The sequence below is a fragment of the Desulfurellaceae bacterium genome (assembly GCA_021296095.1).
Classification (GTDB): Bacteria; Desulfobacterota; Binatia; order Bin18; family Bin18; genus JAAXHF01.
On record JAGWBB010000015.1, the window covers coordinates 49,253 to 67,345 of the forward strand.

The window sequence follows — 18,093 nt, forward strand, 5'->3', positions numbered from 1 at the left end:
TCATCATCGTTCACCGTGCCGGTGTCAGGCTCAGCCGTCAATAAACGCTTCGAGGCTCTTGGCCCGGGTCGGATTGCGTAATTTCCGCAGCGCCTTGGCCTCAATCTGACGGATGCGCTCGCGGGTGACCGCGAAGCGCTGGCCCACTTCTTCCAGGGTGTAATCGGTCTTTTCGTCAATGCCGAAGCGCATGCGCAGAATCTGCTCTTCGCGCGGGGTGAGCGTCGCCAGCACTTTGCGGGTTTGCTCTTCAAGGCTCAGTGCCATGGCGGCGTCTGCCGGAGACAGGGTCTGGCGGTCCTCAACAAAATCGCCCAGCGAACTCTCTTCGTCATCGCCAATCGGGGTTTCCAGGGACACCGGCTCTTTGACAATCTTGAGGACCTTGCGGACCTTGTCGGCCGGGACCTCCATCTGGGCCGCGATCTCCTCAGGCGAGGGTTCGCGTCCCAGCTGCTGGACCAGATAGCGCGAGGTGCGCAGCACTTTGTTGATCGTTTCAATCATATGGACGGGGATGCGGATCGTGCGGGCCTGGTCGGCAATAGCGCGGCTGACCGACTGGCGGATCCACCAAGTGGCATAGGTCGAGAATTTGTACCCGCGTTGATACTCGAATTTTTCCACCGCCCGCATCAGGCCGATATTCCCCTCCTGGATGAGGTCCAAAAAGCCCAGACCGCGGTTGACGTAACGTTTGGCAATACTGACAACCAGGCGCAGATTGGCCTCAATCAAACGCCGTTTGCCCTCTTGGGCCTGGGCTTCGCCACGAGCGATGCTGTACAGCGAGCTGTGTAAATCCTCGCTGCTAATGGCCAACTCGACTTCGATTTTCTGGACCTTGCGCCGCGCGGTGTGGATCACCTGGCTCGCGTTTTGGATTTTCTGGATCTGGGTTTTGCTCAGCTCTTCGGGTCGTCTGCCCGCCCGCTGGACGCCGGATTTCAGACCGCGCGACAGAGAAACGATCTCGGACGCCTTGCGGTGGACGATTTCCTCCTGAAAGCGGACCGCCCGTTGGCACTCCTCTATCAGATCGCCGACTTCTTTGAGCTTGGCGGCAATAACGCCGATATGACGCCGACCGAGGGGAACGCTTTCCAGGGCGAGTTGCGTTTTATGCTTCACATCGCTCGCCTTTTTGACCGCTTTTTGACGTTCTTTGGCCGGCAGGCGTTTGCGCCTCAGCTGATCGAGCTTGGCCATCTCGCCGGCGATACGTTTCAACGAGGTCAGCTTGTTGAGGAACAGGGTAATCCGGTGGTCTTCCTTGCCGGCCGCTTCGACCTCGTCGTCATCGCCAAAGATATAGCGGGGTTCGATTTCTTCTTGTTTGAGCTTTTCGCCCAGAGAGACGACGTAGCGGAGGGCCAGCGGCGACGAGAAGACTTCCTGCTTGATGCGTTTTTCGCCCGCCTCAATCTCTTTGGCAATCGCCACCTCTTCTTCACGGCTCAACAGCGGGATATTGCCCATCTCCTGAAGATACATGCGAACCGGATCTGAGGTGTCGGTGATCTGCGGCTCTTCGACCGCAACTGTCTCTTCCTCCCAGTCGTCCTCTCTACGCTTGGGAATCTCGATGCTGATATTATTCTCGTCATCGAGCACGTCGGCCGCTTCGACGTCTATTTCCTCAAGGATGGACATGACGCCGTCAATGTCTTCTGCCGGTGCGGCTTTTGGAGCGGAAAGGACATGGGCGTCTGTCGCGGTGCGGGCACCCGTTCCTTTTGAGGCGGAAGGCGGCTTTTTCCTGCTGGTTTCTTTCCGTTTTTCCATAGGACCTCTATATGTGCGATCTGGTGGCACAGCACGGGTGAACGGCGCCGGTAGCAGTCCGGGCGAGAATGAGGGGCACAGAACGTGCCGGTGGAATAGTGTCGCCTAAACGGTACAAATTGGTTAGGAAGGCTCCCCAATTAGGCGCTACATCCTGGTCCGCGATGGAGCGCCCCCCCATCCTAAGAACGCTTGGCCGAGAAGTCAAGAGACGGATTGGCACCTGGCTCGGCAGAAGCGCCCTCGGTCTGGGCGGTCCTGCTGACGGTCCGGGCCGCGCCAATAGCGGTCGCATACTCGGCGTGGGGAGGGATGCTGAAATCTACGCCACGACGGGGCGTCAGAGCCGCGAGCCGTTTTTTGAACGCCTCCAAGCGGGTCAGTTTTCCGGTAAAGACGATATGTTCATGCTGACGGGTCTGGGCCGCAAACATGCTCAGGGTGAGGGTAATCCAGGCCACCATGTTGACCAGACCCAGGGCTTTGTCGGCTTGAGACGGGTCGGTCTGAAGTTTGCCGAAGTGGCTGGCCACCGCTTTGGCCGAGACAATGCCGACCGGTCCCCCCGCAATATCGCCGACGGTCAGGTCAATCTGGCTTAAATCTCCCTGGGCGGCCAGCTGCTCAAGCGTCTCCAGCTGGGTAATGCCGAGAAAATGGCGTGCCAGACCGCGCAGCGTGCCGCCGCCTATGCCGGTACCGCCCAGATGCAGGATCTGGTTCTGGCGCACGGAAACCAGGGCGGTTCCCGTGCCGAGGGAGACGACGAGCGCGTCCGACCGTCCGGCCAAGCTGCTCCCACCGACCCCGATAGCGGTGATTTCCGGAACCTTGACCACCGGTACCCCGAAGATCTGGTCCGCCAACTGGTGGCTGCCCCCACCGCTGGCGGCAATCGCCCGAATGTCGGTCAGTTTCTGTCCGGCACTGTTCAACAGCTTGCCCAAAGCCCCGGCCGCCGCCGCTAGCGGGTCGCCGGTCTCCAGGGTTTCGACCCGGATCGTTTCTTCGTCCAGCAGAACGGCGTCGGTTGTTGACCCGCCAATATCAATGCCGACAATCATAGGTCCGCCTGTCTGACCGTGAGGTCTGTCCGATACACCTGTATGATCTTTTTCCTGGCCGGCTCGTAGTGCTGCCATTTGTCGGCCGGGACCTGTTCGGCCGTCACCCGCCGAAAACCACAGCGTTCGAACAGCCGGCTCGCCCCAGCCTGGGAGGTACAGGCAAACACATAGCCCAAACCGGCCGTCCGGGCCCGTTCTATCATCGTGCCGACCAAACGGCCACCGATTCCCTCACCCTGAAAACGGGTGATGGTGTACAGCCCCACGATTTCTCCAGCCTGTTCTCCGGGATAGGGCAGCAGGGCACAGAATCCGGCCAGCTCTCCGCCCACCGCTCCGAGCCGGGCACCGTAGCCGTGCAGCAGCAGTTGCACCGTCTCTTGCTGGCTCCGAGGTTTGAGGTAACCCTCGAGTTCGCCGCGCTGGATCAGCCGCTCGGCCTCGTAAAAATCGTCGAGTCCCAGCGGCTCGACCCGACAGTAATCGGTCAGAGTCAAGAGCGTGCCCCTCCCTTCATAGGTGAACAGCTCCCGTGCGATATCCGCAGGCCGACACAGTGATACCGAGCCGACCCCACCCTCCAAAGCCGCCCGGATCGAGTCCAACAGCGGGCGGTGGACATCCGGGCCGGCCGCCTGGGGCCGACGCAGGAGTTCGTTCAGCACGCTTCCGTTCATGAAAGACACCCGGCCACCCCCGGCGCTGAGACCACCGTCCGGGTCGAGGATGACGAGCTTGTGCACCTTGAGACGAACGGCCAGGCGTTGCCCGGCGATGCGCCCCTGAGGGGCTGGCCACAGGCCGACAAAGATCGGGCGGGTTCTGAGCACCGTCCACACGTGTTCCAGGATAAGCCTGTCCTCAGCTCCAGCCGGCAGCGAAACAAACCGGACCGCCATGGCCGTACGCAGGCGTTCCAGCCAGCGCTGGTCCGAGTCGTCAGTTTCGATGAGCACAATCAGCCGTGCTTCATTGCGCGTCAGCTGGTGGCACACCTCGGCCAGCGTCTCGACCGCTGCCGCGTCTCGCAAATCTCTGGCTCGCAGGCTGAACAGGAAGCTCTTGCCGCGAAATTCTTTGAGGTAAAATTCCTGTTCAGGAAACGTAGCGGTTGTCACGGTCTGGCTCATCTCTGGCAAAGGCACTCGCGGTCTCCTTTCATCCGTCTGTTATCACGATTGCCTTTGTGAACGATGCTTCTTCCAGGGCAATTGCTTATCGTCAGGGCCTGGGTTGGGTCTGGTCGAGCAGGGTCTGGACGTCCGCCCGGGCTCGGTCATTCCAGGCAAGGTGTACGTCTGTGGCCGAACGGGCGAACAGCACCACGAGATCCTGTACCGGATAGACGCTCAATTGCTCAAGGGCAAGGGCATACACGGACAGCTCGGAGCGGTAGCGGGCAGCCCGGGGCTCGGCCTGCCCGTCAGAAAGTACGTCGTCCTTCAGGCCGACAATGACCCAGGCCCCGTTCTCAAGAAAGGCCAGGTCAATCACGCCGTTCAGAACCGTGCCGGTGTGGGACGGCGTCTGGTAGTGCAGGCTGAACGGCAGCTCGGCAAAACATTTCTGGGCAGCCCGGGCTCTGCTCAGCAGCGGGCTGTTCAGGACTTGGAGGTTCGGCTCGGCACCCTGCTTCAGGGCCATACGTACGGCGTGACCGAGCGACCTGGGAACAGCGGTGTGGGCGCCGTGGATGAGAGACTCAACGCTCAGCTCAGACACGGTCTGCGGCCGTTTGCCGTGTTGCCTGATCGCCCGCTGCTCCGCCTGCCAGGCTTGGTAGCGCGCCAACGCGGACTGATCAGGCAGGATAGGCGGCAGCGTGAGTCCTGGGGTAAGCTCTGGGGTAAGCCCTGGGCGGTCTGCAGCGGGTATATCGGTTTGCAGACCTGGGGAGTCCGGCCGGGGTTCAGTGATCTGGTCCTCGAAGACTCGCCACAGGCTCTGGCCGGTAGTACCGTCCAACTCGGGCAACGCGGGCACAATGAGCTGGTCGCGTGCCCGGGTTGCCGCGACATACCACAGGCGTCGCTCTTCGGCCTCCTCGCGGGCTCCCTCACGGGACAGGACCTCCTGCCAGCCGAGCGTTTGCCAGGCCAGGGAGTGTGGACCGAGTCGCAGCTCAAGACGGCCCTGGGGCTGGGAGAGCCGGCCTGACTCTCCCTCCGCGTGTGTCAGTGACGTCGGTGTGTGGCCGCGTTCAATCAGGCCGGTTCGACTCGGGCGGCTCGGAGCGAGGACCGCATCGGCAAGAATCACGACCGGAAACTCGAGCCCTTTGGCCTTATGAATGGTCAGGAAGCGAACGGTCGGATGATGCTCTTCGGCAATCACCGCTTCGCCCTCTTCGGTCGCCTGGTGGTGATGGCTCAGAAAACGGTTGAACGCGCTCAAGCTGTAGATGCCCTGGTCGGCCAGGCTGTGGGCCAGCTCGATCAGTTTGAGCAGGTTGGCTGTCCGTTGGTTTCCCTGTGGGCGAAGCGCGAACAGGGGCACAAGATGGGTCCGGGTATAGAGTTCGTACAGCAATGTTGACGGGCTGGACTGCCGAGAGCGGGCGTGCAGCTCGCGCAGCAGCGCAAAAGCCGCCGCAAAACGGTCCGCGTCCGGCGGCCCGTCCGGCAATGGCCCAGCGGTGTACTGCAAGACTCCCCCCGCCCCGACGAAGTGGGCCAGCGCCTCATCGGAAAAGCCGAACAGAGACGACCGTAAGCTTGCCACCAGGGCGGTGCTGTCAGCCGGACTGTCGATGGCGCGCAGCAGGACGCGCAGCTCCTCAACCTCGTCACGCGTCATATACTGACGCCCGCCCAGAATCTGATACGGAATGGCAGCGTTCTGAAAGGCTTCCTCGTAGGCGTCCATGGCGCGATAGGTCCGAAACAACACAGCAATGTCGCCAGGGCTGAGCGTTTGGTCTCCCTCCCCGAGGCGGCGGGTGAGGAAGTCGGCCACGGTTTGGGCCTCGACCCGGCGCAGGTCTTCACGTCTTGGCCGGGACGACAGCAGGGCTACGGGGACCGGCACAGGGATGACCGCCGGTCCCGAGTCGAGGGTGTCCGACGGGTTGTCCTGGGGCTCTTCGTGGCGGGTTGGGTGGAGTGGACGGTAGCGCAGGCCGTCTTCAGCCGCGGCGGGGGCAAAGACGCGGGAAAACGTGTCGTTGATCCAGTCCAGAATCGGTGCCCGGGTGCGGAAATTGCTCGACAGGCCAAGAACCTTGCCCTGGCCTTCGATAATGGTCCGGACGAGCCGATAGACGTCTAAATCGGCCCGTCGAAAACGGTAGATCGATTGGTGCGGATCGCCGACCAGAAACAGCTTGCCGGGTTTCAGCACGACCTGGTTCCAGTCGCGCGCCCGGGGCGTGTGCTCGGCCAGAAAAAAGACAATTTCGGCTTGCAGGGGATCGGTATCCTGGAATTCGTCCACCAGCAGAAAATCGAATTTGTGCTGAAAATACCGCCGAGCCTCCAGGTTGTTGGCCAGCAGGTCCCGGGTGGAGAGCAGCAGATCGGGAAAATCCAGACACGTTCGTTGGCGTTTCGTGTCGTCATACACCGCCAGATAGCTGCCGAGCCAACGGACAAGCCCAAGCGTATGGTTGTGCACCCAGGCCGCGCGGGCCTGGCGGTGGGCAACACGCAGCTGGGCAAAACAGCTGCGGACCTCATCCAGGCTGGAGGCCGGGTGCCAGTGCGTTTTGTTGCCAAGCCGCTCCGAGAGATCCAGCGGGCTGTACAGCAGCCGCTCCCAAAGCGGGTCAGCGTCGTGGTCGGGCAGCTGTTGGCTGAGATCCATCAGCTGTACAAAGGCCCGGTCGCTCCGCTCGCTGCACGCGAACCCGAGCTGAGACAGCCGCTCGATAGCCTGCCGAAAGGTGTGCCGGAATTGTGGCAGGGGGGAGGCCAGCGGCTCGGGCAGGAGCGTCAAACAGTCGCGCTGTTCAACCATGAAGTCGCGCAAGGCCCGCACATGGGCCAGGCTGAGACCGGCTCGCAGGGCGGTTTTGAGGCTGTCGGGTCTCGACTCCATCTCCTGGGCCAGCCAGTCCCGCCAGGTTTGATCCTGAATGACCCGCCTGCCGACCCCGTCCAGGACGCTGAAGTTCGGATTGACCCGTGCCTCAAGCGGCCGCTCACGGAGCAGCAGCGCGCAAAAGGCGTGCACGGTCAGAATCGAGGCCCGCTCAAGCTGTAGACGAGCCGCGCGCAGATTGTCCCGCTCTGCCTGGCTGAGCTGGGTGCTCAGGGCGGCGTCAATCTCGGTCCGTAGCCGTAGGCGGAGTTCGGTCGCGGCCTTTTCGGTGAAGGTGATGGCGGCTATCCGTTCCAGGCGACTCCGACCAGTCCGCAGCACCGTCAGCAGCCGCTGGAGCAGCACGCTCGTCTTTCCCGTGCCTGCCCCGGCTTCGACCAGAAAGCTGGTGTCGAGTTCGGTCGCCGCCCGCTGACGCGGCTCGGCGTCCGTCTCGCCCCTTTGTCGAGTGCCGTCGGCCACGCTCTCTCCTCAGTCGATCGCGCCCAGCTGGTGCATCACGGTCCAGCGCGGGTCGTGGCGTTTGTGCCGCATGCGTTGCTCGACCTGGCTGCCGCAGATGTCCGGAAAGGGACACGGGCGACAGGTGGCCGGGTGTGGAAAAAAGCAACCCGAGCGCATCCCCTTCAGTACGATGGTCAGGATCTGCCGGAGCACCCCTGTTGCCTCCGGCCAGGTCTCTGAGCGGAAGGCCGGAGCCGGGGTGTGGACCCGCTGGCCCAGTCCGACATAGCCGGCCGATTCCCATACCAGGTCGGGCCGCAGGCTGCAGGCCGCAAACAGATATAGCGGGAGTTGCAGGGCTGTGCCGCGGGCAAATCGACCGCGCGACGCGCGGCCGGTCTTATAGTCAATGATCCGGGCCTGTGGTCCGGCGCTGGACACATCGATCCGGTCAATCCTGCCCCGTAGGCGAATGGACTCCCCGTCCTCCAGGCTGAAGCTGACCGGTCGGTCGGGAAAAAATCGCTCCTCAGCCGACCCGTGCTGCTCAGCGTCGGGTGTTGAACCAAAGTCAAGCTCAAAGGCCTGGGGCACAAATTCCGATTGGTCCGCGACCTCGTGATACACCAGACGAATCAAACGTTCACGCAGACGTTCCTGTTCCAGCTCCCACATCAGGGACGGGCCAGTAGGCTGGGTGTCGGCAAAACGGCTGAAATGCGTGTCCGCAATATGCATCAGCCGTTGGATCAAAAGCTGGGGATCTTGGCCGTGCACGGGCAGCTGCCCAGTCCTCCTCAGCTGAGAGAAGAAGTCGGACACAATAGCGTGCAGCAGCAGGCCGCGCTGGCGGGGACTGAGGCCCGCCAGCCCTTCAGTCTCATCCCTCGGAGTCAGGCCCAGCACCTGACTGAGAAAGTACTGGAAGGGACACCGGGCGTAGGTTTCGAGGGCGCTCGGCGAGAGGCACACCCCGGTCGGAAAGAGCTGACGCAGCCGGTGTCTGACCTGAGGAGCTTCGAGCAGGCCGTCAAAGGCGGTCAGACGCGGACTGTCCAGGCGTTGGCCGACCGCTTGGCGGGCTGCGGCAAAGGCGGGCAGGGCGAGCGGCAGATAGCCCAGGGCCGCCATATCGCCGCCGGCCAGCGCCTGTTCGACCGTTGCCAGGTGGAACTCGAGGGGATCCTGGGCCTGCTGAACGGGTCCGGCATACACCGGAGCCAGCGGGACGCGCTGACTCCAGGCTTCGAGATCGGTAAAGGTCTGCACCCGGCCGCGCAGCGCCTCAAGAACGCGCAGCAGATACCAGGACGGCAGCTGCGGCCGACCGCTCGGCCGGTCGTGGCTGGGATAGCTCAGGATGAGATGCTCGACCGCGGTCTGGGTGGCCAAGCAGAAGAGCAGACGTTCCTCCTCGTTCCGCTGTCCGCGCTGGGCCAGCTCGCAGCCGAGCGTCTCGGCCAGGTGCTGGCGTTCGGCGTCGAGCAACAGCGGATCTTGTCGGACGCTGCGTGGAAAGCCTCCGTCAAGCATGCCGGGAATAATGACAGCCCGGAAACGCCGGCCACGGGCGGTGGCCAGCTCTCCGATGAAAACACCGTCGGTCTGTCCCGTGGGGTGGGGTGTAGCCAGGGCTCGGCTGACGGCTGTGGCCCAGTCTTCGAGGCTTGGGCTGGACATGTTGAAGCGGTTTGGATCACCCGCCTCAGCGCTCCGCTGGTGGCTGCCGATAAGATCGAGCTGGGCCAGGTCAAGCAGAAGCGCTTCGATTTGATCGGTATACGACGTCGGGCTGCTATAGGTACGGTACAGTCGCAGGCTGTAGTCCGCCCAGGCGTGCCAGCTCAGCTGGCTCGGCCGCTGCTCGGCCATGGCAAACAGTCCCCGCATAAAAGCCCGACACGCCCGCACAACGGACAGCTCGGCTGCGGCTTGGTTCGAGGAACGGGCTTCGGCTCGGTAGGCCGTTTCAAGCCGGGCCAGACCGTCTTGCCAGGCCGTGACGCCGCCCACAATCCCTGCCTGCCGGACCAGGGCCTGCCAGCGGTCGAGCTGGGCGGGCCGAGCCATCGCGTCGGGCGGCCGGCTGACGGTCAGGAACTCAAACACCCGGTCCGGCGCGTAGTCTTCAACCAGCATGCGGCACAGCAGGTGCAGGGTTTGGCCGGCTGCGGTGTGGAGCAACGGCAGACCGCTAGACAGCCAGCTCGGGATGTCCAGGTTGTCGAAGGTCTCGGTCAGCAGGCGGCCGTAGCGGTCCGGGTCGCGCAGGACGATACCAATTTCGGAAAAACGGAGCTGGTGATCACGGACAAGAGACAATACCGTCCGACTGATTTCACGCGCCTCACGGCTGTCACTCGGCGCGGCCAGGCAGCGGACGGAAGGGCTAACAGCGCCAGCCGAGGCGGCACGAGGCAGCGCTTCTTCAAAAAGGGACTGGTGGAGCCGCGACAGCTCCGACTCGGCCGCCCGGGCCAGCGGGGTGTAGGTCAGGCCCAGGCTGCGCAGCCAACTCAGCGTCGGCGTGGCAGAGGCGTACGCCTGGCCCGCCCGCCAGGGAAAGAATACCAGGCCATCACGGTCTTGCAGCGCGGCCGCAATCAGGCGGCGCTGGAGCGGGCTGAAGTCGTAAAACCCGTAGACGAACACGGCGCCGGGCGGGGCATCACACCCAAGCGCGGCTTGGTCCAGCAGATCCTGCTCGTCGTACAGCCGCCGCTCGGTGAGAAAGCGCTGGTAGTGGTGGTACAGCGTGGCGAGACTTTCAATCTTAGCGCGGTAGGCGCCGGTCAGCCGAGCCCGGGGCACAAAGGTCTGCAAATGGTCTGCGGAGATGCCGGCGTCTTTACACTCGGCCAGGGTTGTCAGCACACTTGCAGGGAAGCCGGGTTGGTCGGCCAGACCACCGAACAGGTGCTCGGGCCCGAGTTGGGCGAGCAGGTGTTTCATGATCAGCGGAGCCGCCAGTCGTGGCAGCGGCCGCCAGCCATGTCGGGCCAGGCGGTCTTCGGCACACTCGCGGGCAAAATCGGTCAGAGTAAAAAATCGCACGCCAAGATGGCCGCGCGCGGCCCGGGCAATGGCCTGGCGCAGGTGGTCAGCCAGGGAATCATGCGGCACAAGAATGGTCAGGGGGCTGAGGGACTGGGCCGTCTGGACGGCTTGGACTGCGGCAATGCAGGCGTCTTGCAACACGCCAAACGCATCGGTCACAAACACGCGCCGTTGGGGCATGCTGTCCTGCTTACGGGGTTTGTCCCGCTTTTTCAATCGCTTTCACCATGAGCAGCCCGTCTTCGCCGTCGGCATAATACCCGCGCCGCACGCTGACCGTCTCAAAGTCGAATTGTTGGTACAGCCGAATCGCGGCTCGGTTACTGCGGCGGACCTCAAGATTTGCTGTCCGGGCTCCGGCCTGGCCGGCCTGGACCAGGATCTGGCCCAGCAGGGCGTGGCCAATCCCGTGCCGGCGACACGCGGGCTGAACAGCAATGTTCAGGATATGGACCTCGTCAATAATCAGCCAACTGCACACATAGCCGACAACCCGGCCGTGTTGCTCGGCGACCACAAAACGCCCGTGCTGGTTGTGGAGTTCGTGGACAAAAGCGGTGCGCGTCCAGGCGGTCGGATAGCTGGCGCGTTCGATGTCGAGGATGGCCGGCAGGTCTGCCTCGGTGCAGGCGCGGAGCGATACTGTCCTGCCCCTGCACCGAGCCGTGTCTTTGGCATTCACACCGCGCGCATCTCAGGCCGACGCTAGCGTTGAAACAGGATCACTTCGAGGGTCTTGTCCCGATAGCGGTGCTTGAAGCTCGAGACCGGACGGTCAAACGTGATGCGCTTGGTGAAATCGGGCGGAAAAGCGGGCGAGATGGCCGCCAATTGCCGGATCTCGGGGTCGGTCAGACTGCCCTTGACCAGAAAGTGATCTTCCTGCAGGGACAGCTCGTACTCGTAGTCGGGCATCTCATCGCCAATGCCCAGTTCGCGTTTCCTGGCAGAGACCGGCACGCGACGCGGCAACTCCAGGCGCAACAGGTAGGCATTATTCTCGGTTTCCACGCTATACGCCTCGCCATAGCGACGTGAACGCTCTGTCTTTTCGTCAAACTCGCCGCTGTAATAGCCCTCGACCGGGATGGCACCCTGCTCTTGCGAACGCTTGGCGCGCATGCCGAGAAACGGGGCGGTCAGGGGCGCCAGAGCCAGGCCGTAGGGTGCGCCGCGGAAGCGCGCCTCATCGCTGGACACGCCTTGAAACAGGGCTTCCCGCAGGCGGACGACGGTTTCGCCCGAGGCGATCAGCAGGCCGATAAAAATACTCGCGTTGGCCTGCTGGCTGAACAACTCGCCGCCCATCGCGGAATAGGCGGCCAGACACACGACCGGATACAGAACCATGTTCAGCAGGACGTTCATGCCGGTGGACGAGGCAGCGCTGAAGTAGCGCGGATCATCCAGGGCTTCTTCCAGGGAGTTTTTGGTCGAAGCGGGCAGCGCACCGAGCAGCGGTTGCAGGAGAGCAACGACAGAGCCGAGCCCGATATTCGCCCGAGCCGGGGCAATACGGGACAGGGCGGCCTCATAGCTCTCGGCCAGCTCACCGGGAAAGAGGCGCTCGCGCAGCTCCCTTTTGGGGACGGGGACGGCCACAGGTTTTGGGGCGACCGTCGCTGGGGCCGCCGGAGCAGGAGCCGCGACCGGGGCCGGTTCGGCCGCGCCGTTGGCCTGTGGAGCGGGAGCTTCGGCGGATTCAGCCGGTTCAGCCGGGGCTTCTTCCCCACCGACCTTGAACCGGGACGGGAAGTCCCCCTCAAAGCTCTGGTCGGGGTGCAGCTCTTTGGCGCGCGCAATCAGGACGTCTTCGGTCTCCGGGATGTCTGGGTCGGGAATGCAGCAGTCGACCGGGCAGACCGCAGCACAGGCTTCCTGCTCATAAAACCCCACGCACTCGGTGCATTTCTGGGGCACGATATAGAATATATCTTCCGAGATGGCTGGCGACGTGGCGTCCCCGAGTTCCCAGTCCACACCGCCCTGGTAGATGGCGGTATTGGGGCACTCCGGCTCGCAGGCTCCGCAGTTAATGCAGTCGCTTGTGATCAGTGTAGCCATGGCAGACGAATCTCCTTCATCAAGACATGTGTCCACTTCGTATCGGTTTTGCCGGAGGCGGTCAACGAGGAGCGGGGGCGGTCGTATGGCGTGTTGACAAACAGGTCGTATAGCATGTTGACAAACAGAATGAATGCGATATGAGCAGTGCAGCGACACAAAGCCCGAATACAGCACCGAGGAGGCATTGGTATGGGAAAGTGTGTGAAATATGTCGTGGCCCTGACCCTGCTGATGGCGCCCCTGGGCGGCGCATGGGCCGACCATCATCGGTATGCCGAGGCAGGCTCCGAGCAGGCGGCTCAGACCGAAGCCGCGCCCGCGCCAGTCAGCATCAACACCGCGAGCGCCGAAGAACTGCAAGCGCTGCCCGGTATTGGCGAGGTCAAGGCCCAGGCCATTGTGGACTACCGCCAGGAGAACGGCGCGTTCGAGTCACTGGAGGATCTCAAGCAGGTTCCCGGCATTGGGGACGCGACCTTTGACGGCCTCGAGTCGCTCATCAAACTCTGATCTGCGCATACGGCACGGGCGGGGATGAGACCCGCCCATCGGCGTTATGATCCCGCGTGTTTGGCATCGCATTCGGCCCGGCACTGGTTTGAGTACTCGTCGGCCTGGGTGCCGCACTCGCTCAGCCGATCAAACGCCTCCTGGGCGCGCAGTCTGTCGATACATTCCTGATTGAGCTGCTCCGAGGCCGACCGACACTCGCTCCGACACGCCGCCAAGGGACTCAGCGGCCTCGGCTTGGGCGGCGGTTCTTCTTCCTGGCAGGCGGCCAGAAACACGAGGCCAACGCCGAACAGAAGCCCTGCGATTGGTTTCCAGTGATTCATCCTGTGTCCTCCATCAATACACCGCCGGCATCTTCATCAGGAAAAACTCAGCGTTTCCCTTGATGCGCGTTCCGTGCTCTCATACCATTGACGTTGCAGCACGAAAAGGGGAGGAGTCGGCCGTCTTGCGGATTGCCGATGACCCGGACGCAGCGGGATACACGGCCAGGACAACCCATGGATAGCGAAGCAAAACAGGCGCCGTCCGCGTCCGGGCAGGCGGGTGATTTTGCCACCAAGCTGGCCACCCTGCCGACGCAGCCCGGGGTGTACCTGTTCAAGGATAAGCACGGCCACGTCATCTATGTCGGCAAGGCCAAAAATCTCCGCGCCCGCGTCCGACAGTACGCCCGGGGGGGGGATGGGCGGCCCCAGATCCGCTTTTTGCTGGCCCAGTTGGTCGATATGGAAGTCGTGGTGACCCACAGCGAAAAAGAAGCCCTGCTGCTCGAAGACACGCTGATCAAACAGTACACACCCCGCTACAATATTCAGCTCAAAAACAATACCGGCTACTGGCACGTCAAAATCACCAGCCAAGACGCCTGGCCGCGCGTGCTCCTGACGCGCCAGGTGGTCAAGGACGGCAGCAAATATCTGGGGCCTTTTCATTCCAGTAGCGCGGTACAGGACACCCTGGAGATTATTCGCAAGGTGTTCCCCCTGCGGACCTGTTCCGACACGGTCTTCCGCAACCGGACCCGCCCGTGCCTCGAATACCAGATCAAGCGCTGTCTGGGACCGTGCGCACTGCCGGTCGAGCCGGACGAATACCAACGCCAGCTCAGGGGGGCGCAAATGCTCCTCGAAGGCAAGGATACCCAGCTGGTCCAGCAACTGACCGTCCGCATGAACGAGGCGGCCGCAGACCTGCGCTACGAGGCGGCCGCCCGCCTGCGGGATCAAATTCAGGCCATTACCCGGACTACTGAAAAACAGCAGGTCGCCGCCCCCCTGGGCAATGATCAGGACGTGTTCGGCCTGTACCGCGAGGGCGGCCTGATCGAGGGCCAGGTGCTGTTTGTGCGGGCCGGCAAGCTGGTCGGCAACCTCGGCTACAGCTTTGACGACAACGAGTTTCCGGACGCACAAGTCGTGTCCGAACTGCTGACCCAGTTTTATCAGGGCGGGCGGTTTGTGCCGGATGCGGTCGTGCTGCCAGTGCGGCTCGAAGACGCTGCGGTACGGGCCGAGTTGCTGGCCGAGCGCAAGGGCAAGAAGGTCGAGCTGGTGTGTCCCCAGCGGGGCGCAAAGCTGCGTCTGGTCGAGATGGCGGTCGAGAACGCCCGGCACAGCTTTGTGGAAAAACGCCGGGGCAGTGACCAACGCGAAAAGGCGCTCGAAGGTTTGCGGACCGGCTTGCGGCTGCGGACCGCTCCCAAGCGCATCGAGTGTTTCGACATCTCCAACATTCAGGGCAATCTGGCCGTTGGCTCCCTGGTCGTGTTTGACGAGGGCGAGCCGGACAAGAGCCGCTACCGCCGTTTTCGGATTAAAACCGTAGATGGGGCGGATGATTTCGCCATGATGTACGAGGTCCTGACCCGCCGTTACACGCGCGCCGTGGCTGATAATGACCTGCCCGACCTGCTGATGGTCGACGGCGGCAAAGGCCAGCTCGGCGTTGCCGTCACGGTGTTCAAGGAACTGGCCATCAGCCAGGTCGATCTGATCGGTCTGGCCAAGATGCGGACCAAGCGCGACCCGTTCAGCGAGGAAGTGGACCGGTCGGCCGAGCGCGTGTTCGTGCCGGGCCGCAAAAACCCGATTGTGCTCAAACAAAACTCCAGTGCGCTGTTCCTGCTCCAGCGCGTCCGGGACGAGGCTCACCGGTTTGCGATCAGCTATCACCGTCGGCTGCGGGCCAAGGAGCGGCTGAGTTCGTCGCTCGACGCCATCCCGGGGATTGGTCCCAGCCGGCGCAAGGCCCTGCTGCGCCATTTTGGCAGTGTGAAACGGGTCCACGCAGCCAGCCGTGAGGAACTCGCCCAGGTGTCGGGCATCACCCCCGCGCTGGCCGACACCATCGTGCGTCATGTGGATTCCTCGCTGGCGACGGACACGGACGCGAGCCGAGCGGGCGGGTGACGCTCAGGCATACCGCGCAAGACCTGTCCCGCCGTCTGCTTATCGGACTGAGTCTGGCCTGTCTGCTGGGTCAGGCCTGGGTCGGCTGGGGCTGGTCGGGCTGGTGGCTGGTCGGGCTGGCGGCCTGTCTGGTGGGTGTGACGTGGGTCTGGGCCGGACTCCGGTCGGCCGGGCTGGTCGGGTGTCTTGTGCTGAGCCTTGCCGCCGGTCATCTTTCCCTGCTGCGCGTTCTTGAGCCGCCTCTGCCGGCCGAGCATGTGGGCCGTCTCAGCCTGCCACAAAAAACCGTGCTTGCAGGCTGGTTGTACCGGGAGCCGGAACGCCTGCCCCATCGGACCCGCCTCTATCTCGCAGTGACGCAACGTGACGTTCAGGGTGCGGCTCGGCCGGCTGTCGGGCGGGTGCTGGTAAGCGTCCGCCACCCGTCCGGTGCGTGGCAGTATGGAGATGTCGTCCGTCTGCCGGTGCGACTGCGGGCGCCGCGCAATTTTCGCACCCCGGGCAGCTTTGACCATGAGGGCTATCTGGCCCGCCGCAGCATCTATGTCACCGCTTTTGTCTGGAACGACGACGAGATTGAGAAAATCGGTACGCGCGGGAGTTCGATCCGGCACTGGCTTGAGCAGGTCCGACGGAGGATTGGGGCCTTCTTTGACGCCCATCTGGACCGCCATAATGCGGCCGTTCTGCGGGCGCTCATCATTGGCGACAGGAGCGGCATAGACCGCAGTCTCCAAGACGCTTTTGCCCGGGCCGGGGTGGCCCATGTCTTGGCGATTTCCGGTCTGCATATCGGGATCGTCGCTGCGGCAGCCTACAACGCGTGGTGGTGGCTGCTGGGTCGCAGCCGGCGTCTTTTGCTGAGTTGGACCATGCCCAGGCTGGCGGCTCTGCTCGCCATCCCGTCGGTACTGTTGTACGCCGGTCTGGCCGGAGGGCGGGTGGCAACCTGGCGGGCGGTTGTCATGGTCCTGGTCTATCTGGGCTCGATTCTGATCGGGCGTCAGCACGAAGTCTATCGCAGCCTCGCCCTGGCCGCCCTGCTGATCTCGGCGATCTGGCCCGGCGCGGTGTTTGAGGTGTCGTTTCAGCTCTCGTTTGTGGCCGTGCTGGCCATTTTTGCCGGCCTGAGTCGTCTGTCTGCGTGGTGGGAAAAATTCAGCGCTATTCAACTACTCCAGCTTCAGCCGTGGCGGGGCCGGGTGTTACGGTGGGGACTCCTGTCCGGTGCGGTGTCCGGCTGCGCGATCCTTGGGACCGCCCCGGTTACCGCCGCTCACTTCAATCAGATTTCGATTGCGGGATTTGTGACCAATCTTGTCATCATCCCCCTGCTGGGCAGTGTGGCGGTGATTTCTGGTTTGGCCGCCGCAGGGCTGCTTTTTGTCCACGAGGGGCTGGCCCGCCTGCTCGTGCTGGCAGCGGGCGGTGTCGTCCAGATCTCCACCTGGATCGTAGAGGTGGTCGGCGCCTGGCCGTATGCCGCCTTTGATGTCGTCACCCCAAACCTGTTTGAGCTGGCTGTGCTCTATGGCATGGGGGCGTGTCTGTTCCTCGGCTTTCGGTCCTCACAGCCGGTCCGATATGTGCTGCTCGTTTTATGCGCCGTGCTGCTGGCCGACGGCACCTACTGGACCTGGCAGCGCTTCTTTCGACAGGATATGCGGGTCACATTTCTGGACGTGGGGCAGGGGGACGCCGCAGTGATCGAGTTTCCGGGCTCGCGGGTCATGGTCGTTGATGGCGGCGGCTTTGCCAGCCCGACATTTGACTCGGGCGAGGCGATTATCGCGCCTTTCCTATGGGGCCGGAAGATCGGGCGGATTGATACCCTGGTGATGAGCCATCCCCAGCTCGACCATTACGGCGGGCTGGCCTACGTGGTCGCCCACTTCGGACCGAGCGAGTTCTGGTCCAGCGGTGGGGAGGCGGACAGCGAGCGGTTTGGGCGCTTGCAGCACGCCCTTGGGCAGGCCGGGGTGGCCAGCCGAGAGCTGTGTCGGGGCAGTGTGGTGGAGTCGGTATCCGAGGTGTGGATTGAGATTCTCCACCCGCCTTGCGGGGCGCGCGGCCTGGATGCCAACAACGCCTCTCTCGTCCTGCGACTCAGCCACGGCACCGTCGACTTTTTGCTGCCGGGCGATATAGAGGCGGCTGGCGAGAGGAGCTTGCTCGCATCGGGCCAGCCGCTCCAGAGCGAGATTCTGAAAATTCCCCATCACGGCAGCCGCAGTTCGAGCACCAACGCGTTCGTCCGCGCTGTCTCGCCGCAGCTGGCCGTTGCCTCGCTCGGCTCCTTCAACCGTTTTGATTTCCCGGCCCCCGAGATCGTGCAGCGCTACCTCGGGTATGAGGTCAAACTGTTACGGACGGATCGGGACGGGACGGTGCGGGTGAGCAGCGACGGAGCAGGCCATACGCTTACGCTGCCGTTTGCCGACAACGATTGATCGGCTGGCATCGTTTCCGCTCCCAGCGCCGGACGCCCGGCGGCAGGCCGTGTAGTGGGAAAATTCGGCACACTCCGGGCGGCACTTGATCGCCCGGCAGGCGCGGCCTCAGTTCGCGTAACCAGGAACGACAAGCCCTTGCAACGACAATCTCTGCGTGCCATGATCGGCCGTCCTTATATCTTTAACTGAGAGGTATGCTATGCAGACAGCTTCATCGGCCTATGTGCCTCCCTTCCAACTCACAAAAGGGCAGCCAGC

The 18,093-nt window shown here is 63.2% G+C and carries 11 protein-coding genes; 3 read left to right on the plus strand and 8 right to left on the minus strand.

The features are described from left to right. Positions 1-30 precede the first annotated feature (30 nt). From rpoD to J4F42_05370, 7 genes are all read right to left on the minus strand, one after another. Positions 31-1,785, minus strand: coding sequence for an RNA polymerase sigma factor RpoD (rpoD, locus tag J4F42_05340; GenBank protein MCE2484914.1), 1,755 nt, complete (start codon positions 1,783-1,785; stop codon positions 31-33). 182 nt (positions 1,786-1,967) lie between these two features. Then, positions 1,968-2,849 (minus strand): hypothetical protein, encoded by an 882-nt coding sequence (locus J4F42_05345; protein MCE2484915.1) that lies wholly within the window; start codon positions 2,847-2,849, stop codon positions 1,968-1,970. Beyond that, on the minus strand, positions 2,846-3,997 hold the full coding sequence (locus J4F42_05350; protein MCE2484916.1) for a GNAT family N-acetyltransferase: 1,152 nt from the start codon (positions 3,995-3,997) through the stop codon (positions 2,846-2,848). Before J4F42_05350 ends, J4F42_05345 begins: the two co-directional genes overlap by 4 nt. Positions 3,998-4,073: 76 nt before the next feature. Continuing rightward, the gene (locus tag J4F42_05355; protein ID MCE2484917.1) at positions 4,074-7,352 is read right to left on the minus strand and encodes a UvrD-helicase domain-containing protein; all 3,279 of its coding nucleotides are present in this window, start codon (positions 7,350-7,352) and stop codon (positions 4,074-4,076) included. Between the two features lie 9 nt (positions 7,353-7,361). Then, entirely contained in the window at positions 7,362-10,571 is a 3,210-nt protein-coding gene (locus tag J4F42_05360; protein MCE2484918.1) for an exodeoxyribonuclease V subunit gamma, read from the minus strand. A gap of 10 nt (positions 10,572-10,581) precedes the next feature. Next, positions 10,582-11,073 carry a ribosomal protein S18-alanine N-acetyltransferase gene (gene rimI / locus J4F42_05365; protein ID MCE2484919.1) on the minus strand — a complete coding sequence of 164 codons (492 nt, stop codon included), beginning with the start codon at positions 11,071-11,073 and terminating at the stop codon, positions 10,582-10,584. 23 nt (positions 11,074-11,096) lie between these two features. Further along, on the minus strand, positions 11,097-12,455 hold the full coding sequence (locus tag J4F42_05370) for a 4Fe-4S dicluster domain-containing protein (protein MCE2484920.1): 1,359 nt from the start codon (positions 12,453-12,455) through the stop codon (positions 11,097-11,099). A gap of 192 nt (positions 12,456-12,647) precedes the next feature. Here J4F42_05370 and J4F42_05375 point away from each other — a divergent pair, with 192 nt between their 5' ends. Continuing rightward, positions 12,648-12,968: a helix-hairpin-helix domain-containing protein gene (locus tag J4F42_05375; protein ID MCE2484921.1), complete on the plus strand. Its 321-nt coding sequence runs from the start codon at positions 12,648-12,650 to the stop codon at positions 12,966-12,968. Between the two features lie 44 nt (positions 12,969-13,012). Here the strand turns inward: J4F42_05375 and J4F42_05380 are convergent, their stop codons facing one another. Beyond that, positions 13,013-13,294 carry a hypothetical protein gene (locus tag J4F42_05380; protein ID MCE2484922.1) on the minus strand — a complete coding sequence of 94 codons (282 nt, stop codon included), beginning with the start codon at positions 13,292-13,294 and terminating at the stop codon, positions 13,013-13,015. Between the two features lie 177 nt (positions 13,295-13,471). Here J4F42_05380 and uvrC point away from each other — a divergent pair, with 177 nt between their 5' ends. Together uvrC and J4F42_05390 are read left to right on the plus strand one after the other, a co-directional pair. Then, entirely contained in the window at positions 13,472-15,382 is a 1,911-nt protein-coding gene (gene uvrC / locus J4F42_05385; protein MCE2484923.1) for an excinuclease ABC subunit UvrC, read from the plus strand. Further along, on the plus strand, positions 15,379-17,832 hold the full coding sequence (locus tag J4F42_05390; protein ID MCE2484924.1) for a DNA internalization-related competence protein ComEC/Rec2: 2,454 nt from the start codon (positions 15,379-15,381) through the stop codon (positions 17,830-17,832). Before uvrC ends, J4F42_05390 begins: the two co-directional genes overlap by 4 nt. Positions 17,833-18,093 lie beyond the last annotated feature (261 nt).

Coding starts and splice junctions, on each gene's coding strand:
- J4F42_05375 (MCE2484921.1), top strand. CDS start 12,648: ATGGGAAAGTGTGTGAAATATGTCGTGGCCCTGACCCTGCTGATGGCG.
- J4F42_05370 (MCE2484920.1), bottom strand. CDS start 12,455: ATGGCTACACTGATCACAAGCGACTGCATTAACTGCGGAGCCTGCGAG.
- J4F42_05380 (MCE2484922.1), bottom strand. CDS start 13,294: ATGAATCACTGGAAACCAATCGCAGGGCTTCTGTTCGGCGTTGGCCTC.
- J4F42_05345 (MCE2484915.1), bottom strand. CDS start 2,849: ATGATTGTCGGCATTGATATTGGCGGGTCAACAACCGACGCCGTTCTG.
- J4F42_05360 (MCE2484918.1), bottom strand. CDS start 10,571: ATGCCCCAACGGCGCGTGTTTGTGACCGATGCGTTTGGCGTGTTGCAA.
- rpoD (MCE2484914.1), bottom strand. CDS start 1,785: ATGGAAAAACGGAAAGAAACCAGCAGGAAAAAGCCGCCTTCCGCCTCA.
- uvrC (MCE2484923.1), top strand. CDS start 13,472: ATGGATAGCGAAGCAAAACAGGCGCCGTCCGCGTCCGGGCAGGCGGGT.